The organism is Nonomuraea sp. NPDC050790 (genome assembly GCF_044456745.1).
Lineage (GTDB): Bacteria > Actinomycetota > Actinomycetes > Streptosporangiales > Streptosporangiaceae > Nonomuraea.
This window is the reverse complement of record NZ_JBITGF010000007.1, coordinates 602293-616372: the sequence shown is the minus strand read 5'-3', so window position 1 is coordinate 616372 and position 14080 is coordinate 602293. Positions and strand designations below refer to the sequence as shown.

Sequence of the window (14080 nt, the reverse complement as noted above, 5' to 3'; positions counted from 1 at the left end):
CGGTCGCTGACAAAACCGCCACCGCCACAGCCAGTACCGCCCCCGTGCCCCCGTGTCTCCACCTTGGCGGCGCCCGCCCGGACGGACCACCTCTAAGCTTCCAGGTTCACAAAAGTCCGCACATGTCCCCTCTTGACAGGTGAGGAGCCTCGGCCGCATATTTTCACCACTAACTTTATGACTAAAGAAAGTCGAGGGCATGGCAGGCACAGACCGCGGCGACCTCACCCGGACGGCGATCCTCGCCCTGCTGGGCACGGTGGGACCGCTGAGCCGTACCGAGATCGCACGGGAGCTGGACCTCAGCCCCGCGAGCGTCACGCAGCTCACCCGCGAGCTGATGGGCTCGGGCATGCTGGAGGAGCTCGACCTCAAGCCGTCGCGCGGCGGCCGGCCCGCGCAGCGGCTCGGGCTCGTCGGCAGCGCGGGCCGGGCGCTCGGCGTCAAGGTGACCGCCGACCACCTGGTGCTCGTGGATGTCCGGCTCGACGGCGAGGTGCTCGGCTCCTGGGAGCGCCCCTTCGACCCGGCCGCGCCCGGCTGCCTGGACGATCTCGGCGCCGCCATCGCCTCGGTGCTGGAGGAGATCGACGGCGCGCCGCCGCTGCTCGGCGTCGGCATCGGGGTTCCGGGCAGCGTCGAGGACCAGGCCGTCGGCACCGTGAACGCGCCCACCCTCGGGTGGCAGGCCATGCCCGTCGGCGACCGGCTGCGCCGCCGCCTCGACCTGCCGGTGCTGGTGGAGAACGACGTCAACGCCCTCGCCGCGGCCGAGCGCCTGTACGGCAGGGGCCGCACCCACCGCGACTTCCTCGTGCTGACGATAGGGCGCGGCGTCGGCGCCGCCGTGGTGGCCGACGGGCGCGTGTACCGCGGGGCCAGGGGCGGCGCGGGCGAGTTCGGCCACGTCCCCGTCGCGCCCGACGGGCCGGTGTGCGGCTGCGGCGCGACCGGGTGCCTGGAGGCGTTCGTGGGCGCGGCCGGGCTGGCCGCCGCCGCCCGCGTCAAGGGCCTGGCGACGGGCGACCCGGCACGGGTCACCGAGGGCGCGGCCGTCAGGGAGCTGGGACGGGCCGCCGCGCGCCCCGGCCCGGCGCGCGAGGTCTTCACCGAAGCGGCGGCGATCCTCGGCCGCGCCACCGCCGGGCTCGTGAACGTCGTGGACCCCGAGGTCGTGGTGGTCCTGGGCGAGGGCACGGCGCAGTGGGCGCTGTGGAGCGAGGGCTTCCACGGGGCGCTGCGCGCGCACCTGCTGCCGGGCCGGCGCGACATCGCGGTCGAGGTGGAGAGCTGGGACGACACGAGCTGGGCGCAGGGCGCCGCGGCGCTGGTGCTGGCCACCCCGTTCGACGCGGCGGGGGCGGCGGGCGAGCAGGGCCGCCTGGTGCGGGCCCGGCTGATAGGAGCCGCGACATGACCGCCTCGCCCACGCGGGTCAGGACGGCCCGCCCGCCCACGGCCGTGCCCGGTGCGAGCGGGCCGGAGAAGGGGCGCCGGTGGCGCTATGCCGGAACCGTCGCGGTCTTCCTGCTGCCCAGCGCGATCCCCCTGATGCTCTACACGATCATCCCGATGCTGGGCTCCCTCTGGACGAGCCTGCACGAGTGGGACCTGATCACCGACATGCGCTGGGTCGGCCTCGGCAACTACGCGGAACTGCTGGGCGACCCCCAGACGCTGACCGCGTTCGGCAACACGCTGTACTTCATCGCCGGCTACCTCCCCCTCGTCTACGCCGGCGGCCTGGGCCTGGCGCTGCTGCTCAACCGGGCGATGCGCGGCAGGGGCCTGCTGCGCGGCATCTACTTCCTGCCGGTGATCACGAGCTGGGTGGTCGTGGCGCTGATGTGGAAGTGGCTGCTCAACCCGGCCAGCGGCCTGGTCAACTGGGCGCTCGGGCTGGTGGGGATCAGCGGCCCCGGCTGGTGGACCGACCCCGACTGGGCGATGCCCTCGGTGATCCTGGCCTCGGCCTGGAAGGACCTCGGGTTCGTGATGGTGATCCTGCTGGCGGGCCTGCAGGCGATCCCCAAGGAGTTCCAGGAGGCGGCGCTCGTGGACGGCGCGTCTGCCTGGCAGCGCTTCCGGCGGATCACGCTGCCGCTGCTGTCGCCCTCGACGTTCTTCGTGGTGGTGATCTCGCTGATCAACGGCTTCCAGGTCTTCGACCAGGTGCGGATCATGGCGGGCGGCAACGCGCAGGTGGTGGTCACGCAGATCTACGACCTCACCTTCCGGTACGGCAGGGCGGGCATGGCCTCGGCCCTGTCGTGGCTGCTGTTCGCCGTGGTGCTGGTCGTGACCGTCGTCCAGATCAGGGCGCAGCGCAGGTGGGTGACCTATGGATAGGGCGCGAGGACGGATCCGCGGCGAGGCGGGGACATCCGTCCTGACCCGCCGGGCGGGGCTCGGCCAGGCAGGCCGGTATCTGCTGGTGACGCTGGGCGCTGCGGTGATGCTGTTCCCGTTCGCCTGGGCGGTCATCACGTCGCTGACGCCTGGTGACGCGGTGCTGGCCGTACCGCCGGACTTCACGCCGGACGGCGCGGGGCTGGACGCCTACCGCAAGCTGATGGAGACGCTGCCGTTCTGGCGCATCCTGCTCAACAGCGTGTGGATCGGCGTGGCCTCGACGGTGCTGCAACTGCTGACCAGCGCGATGGCGGCCTACGCCTTCGCCAGGCTGCCGTTCCCCGGGCGCGGGGCGCTGTTCAGCGTGTATCTGGCCACGCTGATGATGCCGCTGCCGGTGCTGGTCGTGCCGCTGTTCATCGAGATGCGGACGCTGGGCCTGGTCGACACCTACTTCGCGCTGCTGGCGCCGACGATCGCCTCGGCGTTCGGGGTGTTCCTGCTGCGGCAGGCGATCAACCAGGTGCCGAAGGAGTTCGACGAGGCGGCTGTCCTGGACGGGGCCGGGCACTTCCGAATTTTTCTCTACATCGTGGTGCCGCTGATCCGCCCGGCGCTCGCGACCTTCGCCATCTTCGGCTTCATGGCGAGCTGGAACAGCTACCTGTGGCCGCTGATCATCATCAAGTCGCCGGAGTTCATGACGCTACCGCTCGGCCTGGCCACCCTCCACGGCCAGTTCACGACGCAGTGGGACGTGGTCATGGCCGGGTCGGTGATCAGCGTGGTGCCCATTCTCATCCTCTACGTCTTCGCGCAGAAGCACGTCATAGCCAGCGTGGCCCAGACAGGGCTTAAGTAAAAGGAACACGGATATGTCGCGAAAAATCATGACCACTCTGGTCGCCACCGCGCTGCTGGCCACCGCGTGCTCCCAAGGCTCGGCCACCAAGGCCCCCACCGGCGAGGGCGGCAAGACGACGCTGCGCTACTTCACCTTCTCCGCCGCCCCCGACCACGTGAAGGACCTCGACGCGATCACCGCGGCCTTCGAGAAGGCCAACCCGGCCATCGACGTCGTGGTGGAGACCGCCCCCTACGAGCAGTACTTCACCAAGCTGCAGACCAGCATCGCCGGCGGCACCGCCCCCGACACCTTCGAGCTCAACTACGAGAACTTCGTCACCTACGCCGGCGCCGGCTCCCTGCTCGACCTCGGCACGGTCGCGGGCGACGGCGACAGCTCCGCCTACGCCGCCGAGTCGCTCAACTCCTTCAAGCACGACGGCAAGCAGTACGCGCTGCCCGCCTCCTTCTCGACCGTCGTGCTCTTCTACAACAAGGATCTGTTCGAGAAGGCCGGGATCGAGCCGCCCACCGCCGACTGGACGTGGGCCGACGAGCAGGCCGCGGCCGAGAAGCTGACGGACAAGAAGGCCAAGGTGTACGGCGACTACCAGCCGGTCCAGTTCTTCGAGTTCTACAAGACGCTCAAGCAGGCCGGCGGCGAGTTCCTGTCGGCCGACGGCAAGAAGTCCGCCTTCGACAGCCCGGCCGGCGTCAAGGCGGCCACCTGGCTGGTGTCCAAGGTCGGCAAGACCATGCCGACCGAGGCCGAGATCGGCGGCACCGCCGACTACGACACCAACCTGTTCAAGTCCGGCAAGCTCGCCATGTGGCACAACGGCATCTGGCAGTTCGCCGGCCTGAAGGACGTGCCGTTCGAGTGGGACGTCGTCGTCGAGCCCGGTGACAGCGCCAAGGCCAGCGCCGTCTTCCACAACGCCGTCGCCGCCTCGGCCACCACCAAGAACGGCAAGGCCGCCTACGCCTGGGCCAAGTTCCTCAGCTCCTCCGACGTCGCGGCCAACACCCGCATCGCCTCCTCGTGGGAGCTGCCGCCCGTCTCCGACCAGCAACTGCTGGCCGGATACCTCAAGGACCCCAAGCCCGCCAACCGGCAGGCCGTCTTCGACTCGCTGAAGTCGATCGCGCTGCCCCCGGTCATCAAGCGCCAGCAGGAGATGCAGGACGCGGTGACCAAGGAGCTGACCGAGGCCGCCGCCGGCCGCAAGCCGGTCGCAGAAGCGCTCAAGTCCGCCGCCGCCAAGGTCGACGCCCTGCTGGGCTGACCACACAGATCTGCTGAGGAGTTCCGCACCCGTGTCCCTCGTCGCCCACAGCCTCGACGTGATCCGCAGGTACCAGTCGTCCAGCGGGGCCTACCCGGCCTCGCCGTCGTTCTCCGCCTACCAGGGCTTCTCCTGGCTGCGCGACGGCGCGTTCATCGCCGAGGGGGTGAGCAGGCACGGCGACGCCGACGGCGCCGCCGCCTTCCACCGCTGGTCGGCGCGGGTCGTCGCGGACCGCGCCGGGCAGGTCGAGTCGCTGCTGTCGCGGCAGGGCCCGATCCCGCCGGCCGACATGCTGCCCACCCGCTTCACCCTCGACGGGCTCAACGGCGACGACGGGTGGTGGGACTTCCAGCTCGACGGCTACGGCACCTGGCTGTGGGCGCTGGCCGAGCACACCCGCCGCCACGGCGCGGTGCCGGAGACCGACAAGGGCGTGCGCACCGCCGCGCGCTACCTGTCGGCCTTCTGGGCGCTGCCCTGCTACGACTGGTGGGAGGAGAACGTCGAGCAGCGGCACGTCGCCACGCTCGGCTCCATCCACGCCGGTCTGCGGGCCGCGCGCGCGCTCGGGGTGCTCTCCCCCGCCGAGGGTACGGCTGCCGCCGAGGCCGTGGCCGGGATCGAGGCGCTCGTGTCCGCCGAGGGCGTCGTGGACGGACGGCTGCGCAAGTGGCTGGGCAGCGACGCCGTGGACGGCAGCCTGCTTGCCTGCGTGGAGCCGTTCGGCCTCTACCCGGCCGGGCACCCGGTCGGCGCGGCCACGGTCGCCGAGGTGGAGCGGCAACTGGCCCGCGACGGCGGCGTCTACCGCTACCTGAAGGACACCTTCTACGGCGGCGGCCGGTGGGTGCTGCTGGCCGGGTTCCTCGGCTGGAACCACGCCCGGGCGGGCCGCCCGCAGGAGGCCCGCCGCTACCTCGACTGGATGGCCGCCCAGGCGACCCCGGAGGGCGACCTGCCCGAGCAGGTGTCGGACCTGATGCTGGCCCCCGAGTACGAGCAGGAGTGGCTGGACCGCTGGGGCACCGTGGCCACGCCGCTGCTGTGGTCGCACGGCATGTACCTGATCCTCGCCGACGAGCTGGGAGTGTCCTCATGATCCGGCACCGTCCCTTCGGGTCCGGCCACCCGTACGCGCTGACCGAGGACCAGCGGGTGCCCGCCTGGCCGCTGGCCGGTGAGGCGGTCGAGCTGCGGGTACGCGCCTCGGGCACGGTCACCTCGATGGTGTGCGAGTGGCACGAGGACGGCGCGGCGCCGGTCGAACTGCCGCTCACGCCTGCCACGACGGAAACCGCCGCGAAATCCGCTGCGGACGGCGCTGCGGGGGGTGCTGCGGACGGCGGTACGCAGGGTGGGCTGGACGGCAGTCCGCAGGGTGCTGTGGACGGCGCTGCGGGGGGTGCTGCAGACGGCGCTGCGGGGGGTGCTGCGGACGGCGGTACGCAGGGTGGGCTGGACGGTGGGCATCTGGCCGCCGCCCAGGCCAGAGCCGCGCGGGCCGCCGCGGGGTCGTGGCGCGTCACCTCCCCGGCGCTGAAGGCGGGCAGGCGCTACCGCTACCGCTTCGTGGCCGCGCTGGCGGGCGGCGGGAGCCGTACCACGCGATGGTTCGAGACGACGGCGGCGGTCTGGTCCGACGGCGGCGGGAAGCTGCACGGCGAGGGGATCGTGCCGGGCAGCGTGCGGTGGCTGAGCGACGGCGACGGCGTGCGGCGGGTCCGGTTCGAGCTGGAGCTGGGCCGCGACGAGCACGTGGTCGGGTTCGGTGAGCGCTTCGACGCCGTGGACCAGCGCGGGCGCGCGCTCGACGCGGTGGTGTTCGAGCAGTACAAGGCGCAGGGCGAGCACGGGCGCACCTACCTGCCGATGCCGTTCGCGCTGGTGGTGGGCGGGCGCGGCTGGGGCTTCCACGTGGTCACCAGCCGCCGCACCTGGTACGAGATCGGTGACACGATCCGGGTCGAGGCCGAGGTGGGGCCCGAGGCCGAGCTGACCGTGCGCACCTATGACGGCGGTCCCGCCCGGGTGCTGGACGCGTTCCTGGACGACGCCGGGCGGCCGGCCGAGCTGCCCGCGTGGGTGTTCAGGCTGTGGGCCAGCGGCAACGAGTGGAACACCCAGCGGCGCGTGATGGCCGAGATGGACCTGCACCGCGAGCACGACATCCCGGTTGGCGCGCTGGTCATCGAGGCGTGGAGCGACGAGAGCACGTTCACCGCGTTCCGCGGCGCCGAGTACGCGCCCGGCGAGGAGCCGCACCGCTACGCCGACTACACCTTCCCCGCCGACGGCCCCTGGCCCGACCCCAAGGGCATGGTCGACGAACTGCACGAGCGCGACGTGAAGGTGCTGCTGTGGCAGATCCCGCTGCAGAAGATGCGCCCGCACCCCCGTCACCAGGCGGCGGTGGACGCGCGCCAGCTCACCGAGCGCGGCTACGGCGTGAAGGAGGCCGACGGGCGGCCCTACCGCAACCGCGGCTGGTGGTTCCCGCTGGCGCTGATGCCGGACCTGTCCTCCCCCGAGGTGCGCGACTGGTGGACGGCCAAGCGCCGCTACCTGGTCGAGGAGGTCGGCGTCGACGGCTTCAAGACCGACGGCGGCGAGCACGCGTGGGGCCACGACCTGCGCTACGCCGACGGCCGCTCGGGCGCGGAGGGCAACGGGCTGTTCCCCGTCCACTACGCGCGGGCCTTCGGCGACCTGCTGCGCGAGTGCGGCAAGGCCCCGGTGACCTTCAGCAGGGCCGGGTTCACCGGGTCGCAGCCGCACGGCGCGTTCTGGGCGGGCGACGAGGACTCCACCTGGCAGGCGTTCCGCAACTCGATCAGGGCCGGGATCACCGCCTCCGCCTGCGGGATCGTGTACTGGGGCTGGGACCTGGCCGGCTTCTCCGGCGAGGTGCCGGGTGCGGAGCTGTATCTCAGGGCGGCGGGGACCTCGTGCTTCATGCCGATCATGCAGTACCACTCGGAGTTCAACCACCACCGCACGCCCTCGCGCGACCGCACGCCGTGGAACGTCGCCGAGCGCACCGGTGACGACCGGGTGCTGCCGGTCTTCCGCGGGTTCGCGCATCTGCGGGAGCGGCTGGTGCCGTACCTGGTGGAGGAGGCGCGCAAGGCGGTCGGCGGCGGGGCGCCGCTGATGCGGGGGCTGTTCTTCGACCACCCGGGCGATCCGGCCATCTGGCGCTTCCCGCTGCAGTACAAGCTGGGGGACGCGTTGCTGGTGGCGCCGGTCACCGAACCTGACGTTTCGGAAATCTCGGTCTATCTACCTGAAGGCGCGTGGGTCGACGTCTGGACCGGCACGCGCCTCGACGGCGGGCAGGAGGTCACGCTGCCCGCTCCCCTCGACCGCCCGCCCGTGCTCTGCTCCGCCGAGCGCTGGCCCGAGCTCTCCACCGTCTTCTCCGTCTGAGAGGTGCACCACCTTGCTGCGCTTACGGTCGGGCGTCGTCGTCGCGGCGATCGTCCTGCTGGCCTCCCTCGTCACCGTTCCCGCGTACGCCCTCGACGGCGTCTTCCACAACCCGACCGGCATCGACGACCTGTACTCCAGCGAGCCGCACGAGCGCGCGCCGCGCGACCCGATGGCCGGGGAGGCGGTGACGGTCAAGGCCACCACCTGGCCGATCGAGCCCGGCCAGACGGTCTGGGCCACCTGGACCAAGAACGGCGTCAACCAGACCCCGGTCGGCGCCGCCTGGGACTACAACAGCGGCAACAACAGCTACTGGAAGATCAACCTGGGCTCGTTCGCCCGGGGCGACAAGATCAGCTACACGGTCAACGCGGACGTGAACGGCGGCGGGCAGAAGTCCGTCGGCCCGTTCTCGTTCACCGTCACCTCGTGGAGCTCGCCGACGAACGTCACCGGCTTCACCAACAACGGCACCTCGGTCGACGTCGCCACCGGTGACAGCGCGGGCGGCCTGACGCCGAAGATCCGCTTCGCCTTCCCCGCCGCCGAGCGCTTCCGCACCCAGGTCGCCCCGAACGGCCAGGGCCTGAACATCTCCGGCACCTCCGGCTACACGGTCTCCGACTCGGCGAGCACGCTGACGATCACCACCAGCGCGATGGTGCTGAAGATCCAGAAGTCGCCGTACCGGGTGTCGGTCTACAAGTCCGACGGCACCACGCTGATCACCCGCCAGGACGCCGCCAACCTGCGCTGGGCCAGCGACGGCGCCACGACCGTGACGAAGATCGAGGACGCCTACAGCTCGCCTTCGGGCGAGCGCTTCGAGGGGTACGGCGAGCGCTACGACCGCCTCGACCAGCGCGGCACCGAGGTCCACAACTACGTCTACAACCAGTACCGCGACCAGGGCGCCACCCGGCGCACCTACCTGAGCGTGCCCTTCTTCCTGAACTCCGCCGGCTACGGCGTCTACGTGAACAGCACCCGCTACGCCCGCTTCGCCCCCGGCGACCGGGCCGTGTTCACCGTGGACACCGGCGGCGCCCTGAACTCCACGCTCGACTACCACGTCTTCACCGGCACGCCCGCGAAGATCGTCGACGACTACACGGCGGTCACCGGCCGCCCCCAACTGCCGCCGAAGTGGGCCTTCGGCGTGTGGATGTCGGCCAACGAGTGGAACACCCAGACCGAGGTCGAGAGCGAGCTGGACAAGGTCACCACGAACAAGATCCCGCACACCGCCCTGGTGCTGGAGCAGTGGAGCGACGAGGCGACGTTCTACGTCTGGCACGGCGCCACGTACACGCCGACGCCCGGCAGCGGCAAGCTCTCCTACTCCAACCTGACCTTCCCCGCGGGCACGGCCTGGCAGAACCCCAAGGCCATGGTCACCAACGCCCACAACAAGGGCGTGAAGGTGATCCTCTGGCAGATCCCCGTGCTGAAGGAGAACTTCGACAGCAACCCGCCGACCGCCCCGCAGCAGCACCTCAACGACAAGGCCCACGCGCAGGCGCAGAACTACGTCGTGAAGAACCCGACCAACGGCCCGTACCGCGTGCCGACCGGGCAGTGGTTCGGCGACAGCATGGTGCCCGACTTCACCAGCACGGCGGCGACCAACTGGTGGATGAGCAAGCGCGACTACCTCATGGACGAGGTGGGCGTCGACGGCTTCAAGACCGACGGCAGCGAGGCGATCTTCGGCAGGGGCGTGCAGTTCGCCGACGGCCGCAAGGGCGACGAGATGCACAACGCCTACCCCAACAGCTACACCCAGGCGTACAACGCCTACGTCAAGGGCAAGGGCGCGCAGAACACGATCTTCAGCCGGGCCGGGACGGCGGGCGCGCAGGCCAACTCGATCTTCTGGGCCGGTGACCAGAACTCCAGCTTCCCCGCCTTCCAGGAGGCGGTGCGGGCGATGATCTCGGCGGGGCAGTCGGGCGTGCCGTACACGGCGTGGGACCTGGCCGGGTTCACCGGCGACTTCCCGAGCGCGGAGCTGTATCTGCGCAGCGCGGCGCAGGCGGTGTTCTCGCCGGTCATGCAGTACCACTCGGAGAAGGCCAACCCGTCGGTCTCCGAGGCGCGCACGCCGTGGAACGTGCAGGCGCGCACCGGCAACACCACGGTGGTGCCGACGTTCCGCAAGTTCGCCAACGTGCGGATGAACCTGATTCCCTACCTCTACACCGAGGCCAAGGCCGCCTCGGTCACCGGGGCGCCGATGATGCGGGCGATGAGCTACTCCTTCCCCGGCGACGCGACGGCGGCGGCGCAGGACCAGCAGTACATGTTCGGCTCGCAGTTGCTCGTGGCGCCGGTCACCGCGCAGGGGGCCTCGTCCAGGAACGTCTACCTGCCCGCGGGCGAGTGGTACGACCTGTGGAACGGCGGGCGCTTCACCGGCCCCGGCACCAAGTCCTACACGGCCGGGCTGGAGACGATCCCGGTCTACGCCAAGCCGGGGGCGATCATCCCGCTGAACCTCAACGCGGACTACGAGCTGGGCGGCGAGATCGGCAACAGCGTCACCAGCTACACCAACCTCGCCTTCCGGATTTATCCGGCGGGGTCCACTTCATACTCGTATTTCGAGGATTCGGCGGGCGTGAGCCGTACCGTCTCCAGCGTCGAGAACTGGGGCGCGCACACCGCGACCGTCACGGTTCCCGCGCTGACCACCACCAGCACGCTGCAGGTGGCCTCCACCAAGCCCACCTCGGTCACGGGGGCCACGGCGCGCGCCACGCTCGCCGACCTCAAGGCGGCGAGCGAGGGCTGGTGGTGGGACCCGGTCCAGCAGCTCACGCACGTCAAACTGGCCGGCGCCACCGGCAACCGCACGATCGTGCTCAACGGCGTGGACAAGGCCGCCTATGAGGCCGAGTTCGCCGCCGGGACCGGCACGAGCACCAACAACGACCACCCCGGCTACACCGGCACCGGCTTCGTGGACGGCTTCGCCCAGGCCGGCGACGCGGTCTCCTTCCAGGTGAAGGCGGACGCGGCGGGCAGCCACCAGCTCAAGTTCCGCTACTCCACGACCGTCGCGGCCACCAGGACCGTCTACGTGGACGGCGTCTCGGCCGGAACCCTGTCGCTGCCCGCCCAGCCGAACTGGGACACCTGGGGCACCGCCACGCTCCCGGTCAACCTGACGGCGGGCGCCCACACCATCAAGATCGAATACACGAGCAACGGGATCAACCTCGACAACCTGGTGGTGGCCCGCCCATGAGACGCGTCCTGATCCTCCTGGCCGCGTTGCTGGCCCCGCTGCTCGTCGCCCTGCCCGCGCAGGCGGCGGTCCAGCGGGTCCAGTTCACCAGCGGCTCCGCCTACCTGGTCGTGGAGTTCCTCGACGACGACCTGGTCCACTTCGAGCTGGCGAACGGAACCGGCCCCGGGACCGGCGCGCCGCTGTTCACCACGCCGCAGATCGCCAAGAAGGACTACACCGGCCCGACCAGCTTCAACCAGTCGGGCAACACGCTCACCACGGCCGCGATGAAGGTCGAGGTCACGCCGGGGACGCTGTGTGTGAAGGTCTCCGACCCCACCCGCCAGCTGTACGAAGCCTGCCCCCGCAACCTGGGCCAGGCGTGGAAGGGCCTGTCCCTCACCAAGGGCCAGATCCAGAACGCCTACGGCCTCGGCGAGCAGTTCTTCATGGGCGGCAGCGCCGACGGCGACTGGGTGGGCCGCACCCGCACCCCCGGCGGCCAGTACGGCAACGCCATGGTCTACGACACCGACAACGGCCCGGTCGGCAACGCCCAGATCCCGGTGCTGTTCGCGGTCGGAGCGGCCAACCTCAACTACGGTCTCCTGCTCGACCAGGTCTACAAGCAGGAGTGGAACCTGACCGGCGACCCCTGGACGGTCGACACCTGGGGCGACCAGCTCCGCTGGTACACGATGACCGGCGCGGACCTGCCCGACCTGCGCAAGGACTACCTGGAGCTGACCGGCCGCCCGCCGGTGCCGCCGAAGAAGGCGCTGGGGCTGTGGGTGTCGGAGTTCGGCTACGACAACTGGGCGGAGGTCGACAACCGGCTGAACGGCCTGCGGACGGCGAAGTTCCCGGTGGACGGCTTCGTGCTGGACCTGCCGTGGTTCGGCGGCGTGACCGCCGGCTCCGACAACACCCGCATGGGCTCACTTTCCTGGGATTTATCAGCCTTCCCCAACCCATCCGCCGCTATTTCCGATTATCAGGCGAACAAAGGCGTCGGCCTGATGACCATAGAAGAGTCCTACATCGGGAAGAACCTGCCCGAGCACGCGGACATGGCCACCCGCGGCTACCTCAACCGGGCGGGCTGCGCCACCTGCGCCCCCGCCTACCTCACCACCAACGACTGGTGGGGCCGCGGCGGCATGATCGACTGGACCCAGGACGCCGCCGGCGACTACTGGCACACCACCAAGCGCAAGCCGCTGGTCGACCAGGGCGTCCAGGGCCACTGGCTCGACCTGGGCGAGCCCGAGATGTACGACGCCGCCGACTGGACCGCGGGAGTCCTGCCCGGCAAGCACGCCCACGCCGACTACCACAACGTCTACAACCTCAAGTGGGCCGAGAGCATCGCCCGCGGCTACGCCAACGGCACCACCAAGCGCCCGTTCCTGCTGGCCCGCTCCGGCGCCGCCGGCATGCAGCGGCACGGCGTGGCCATGTGGTCGGCCGACATCGGCTCGAAGCTGACCGCGCTGGCGCAGCAGCAGAACGTCCAGATGCACATGTCGATGTCCGGCATCGACTACTTCGGCTCCGACATCGGCGGCTTCCGCCGCGAGATGCTCGACTCCGACCTCAACGAGCTCTACACCCAGTGGCTGGCCAACGGCGCCTGGTTCGAGGTGCCGGTCCGCCCGCACACCGAGAACCTGTGCAACTGCGCGCAGACCTCCCCCGACAAGATCGGCCACGTGGCCAGCAACCTCGCCAACCTCCGCCAGAGGTACGAGCTCACGCCCTACTACTACTCGCTCGCCCACCGGGCCAACCGGACCGGCGAGCCGGTGGTGCCGCCGCTGGTCTACCACTACCAGAACGACCAGAACGTGCGGGAGATGGGCAGCGAGAAGCTCATCGGCCGCGACCTGCTCGTCGGCGTGGTGGCCGGCAAGAACGAGCGCAAGCGGAACATGTACCTGCCCTCGGGGACATGGTTCGACTACCACACCGGCGAGAAGCTGACCAGCTCCGGCCAATGGTTCAACGACCGGCCGCTGTGGGTCGGCGGCGAGTTCAAGCTGCCCGCCTTCGCCAGGGCGGGGGCGATCATCCCCAAGATGTTCGTGGACGACAAGACCATGAACGTCCTGGGCAAGCGGACCGACGCCACCACCCGCGACGAGCTGGTCGCCCGCGTGTACGCCGATCCGGCGGCCTCGAACTTCACCCTCTACGAGGATGACGGGGCCACCACGGCGTACCAGGGCGGGGCCGTACGGACGACCCAGCTCGGACAGCAGCTCAGCGGCTCGACCGCGACCGTCACCGTGGCCGCGTCCAGCGGCACCTACACGGGCGCGCCGAGCGCGCGCAGGAACGTCGTCGAGCTGGTCACCGAGACGCAGGCGTCGGCGGTCACGCTCAACGGCGCCGCCCTCACCCAGCACGCGAACAAGGCCGCCTTCGACGCGGCCGCGAGCGGCTGGTACAACGCGGGCGGCAACCTCGTCGTGGCCAAGTCGGCGAGCGTGAGCGTCACCACGGCCAAGACGTTCGCGTTCACGCTCGGCCAGGCGCCGGTGTCGATGACGTTCTCCTGCGCCAACGGCGCCACCACGCCCGGCCAGTCCGTCTACGCCGTCGGCAGCGTCCCGCAACTGGGCGGGTGGTCGGTGGCGAGCGCGGTCAAGCTGTCGCCGACGGCGTACCCGACCTGGACCGGCACGATCGGCAAGCTCCCGCCGAACACCCCGGTCGAGTGGAAGTGCGTCAAGCGTCAGGAGGCCAACTTCCCCGACACCGCCGACCAGTGGCAACCGGGCGCCAACAGCGCCTTCACCACCCCCGCCACGGGCAGCGGCGGAACCACCACCGGCACGTTCTGAACAATGCGGGCGCTCCCCTTCTCAGGGGGGCGCCCGCCTGCTCTCAGGGCAGTGCCCGCTTGCGGATTCGCGCGTGGCGGGCAGGC

Annotated in this window: 8 protein-coding genes; all 8 read left to right on the top strand. The window is 70.6% G+C overall.

Annotated elements, in window-relative coordinates; genetic code table 11:
- The first annotated feature begins 199 nt into the window (after window positions 1-199).
- From ACIBEJ_RS36045 to ACIBEJ_RS36010, 8 genes are read left to right on the top strand one after another with little or no spacing between them, the layout of a single operon-like run.
- Complete coding sequence (locus ACIBEJ_RS36045; protein WP_397187396.1) at window positions 200-1417, top strand: ROK family protein; 1218 nt, start codon at window positions 200-202, stop codon at window positions 1415-1417.
- Window positions 1414-2349, top strand: a complete 936-nt coding sequence (locus tag ACIBEJ_RS36040; RefSeq protein ID WP_397187395.1) for a carbohydrate ABC transporter permease — start codon at window positions 1414-1416, stop codon at window positions 2347-2349. Before ACIBEJ_RS36045 ends, ACIBEJ_RS36040 begins: the two co-directional genes overlap by 4 nt.
- Window positions 2342-3214 carry a carbohydrate ABC transporter permease gene (locus ACIBEJ_RS36035; RefSeq protein ID WP_397187394.1) on the top strand — a complete coding sequence of 291 codons (873 nt, stop codon included), beginning with the start codon at window positions 2342-2344 and terminating at the stop codon, window positions 3212-3214. Before ACIBEJ_RS36040 ends, ACIBEJ_RS36035 begins: the two co-directional genes overlap by 8 nt.
- A 13-nt stretch (window positions 3215-3227) precedes the next feature.
- Window positions 3228-4484: an ABC transporter substrate-binding protein gene (locus ACIBEJ_RS36030; RefSeq protein ID WP_397187393.1), complete on the top strand. Its 1257-nt coding sequence runs from the start codon at window positions 3228-3230 to the stop codon at window positions 4482-4484.
- Between the two features lie 31 nt (window positions 4485-4515).
- Complete coding sequence (locus ACIBEJ_RS36025) at window positions 4516-5586, top strand: glycoside hydrolase family 15 protein (RefSeq protein ID WP_397187392.1); 1071 nt, start codon at window positions 4516-4518, stop codon at window positions 5584-5586.
- Complete coding sequence (locus ACIBEJ_RS36020; protein WP_397187391.1) at window positions 5583-7913, top strand: TIM-barrel domain-containing protein; 2331 nt, start codon at window positions 5583-5585, stop codon at window positions 7911-7913. Before ACIBEJ_RS36025 ends, ACIBEJ_RS36020 begins: the two co-directional genes overlap by 4 nt.
- A gap of 13 nt (window positions 7914-7926) precedes the next feature.
- Window positions 7927-11166, top strand: a complete 3240-nt coding sequence (locus tag ACIBEJ_RS36015; protein WP_397187390.1) for a TIM-barrel domain-containing protein — start codon at window positions 7927-7929, stop codon at window positions 11164-11166.
- On the top strand, window positions 11163-13994 hold the full coding sequence (locus ACIBEJ_RS36010; protein WP_397187389.1) for a TIM-barrel domain-containing protein: 2832 nt from the start codon (window positions 11163-11165) through the stop codon (window positions 13992-13994). Before ACIBEJ_RS36015 ends, ACIBEJ_RS36010 begins: the two co-directional genes overlap by 4 nt.
- The last annotated feature ends 86 nt before the right edge of the window (window positions 13995-14080 follow it).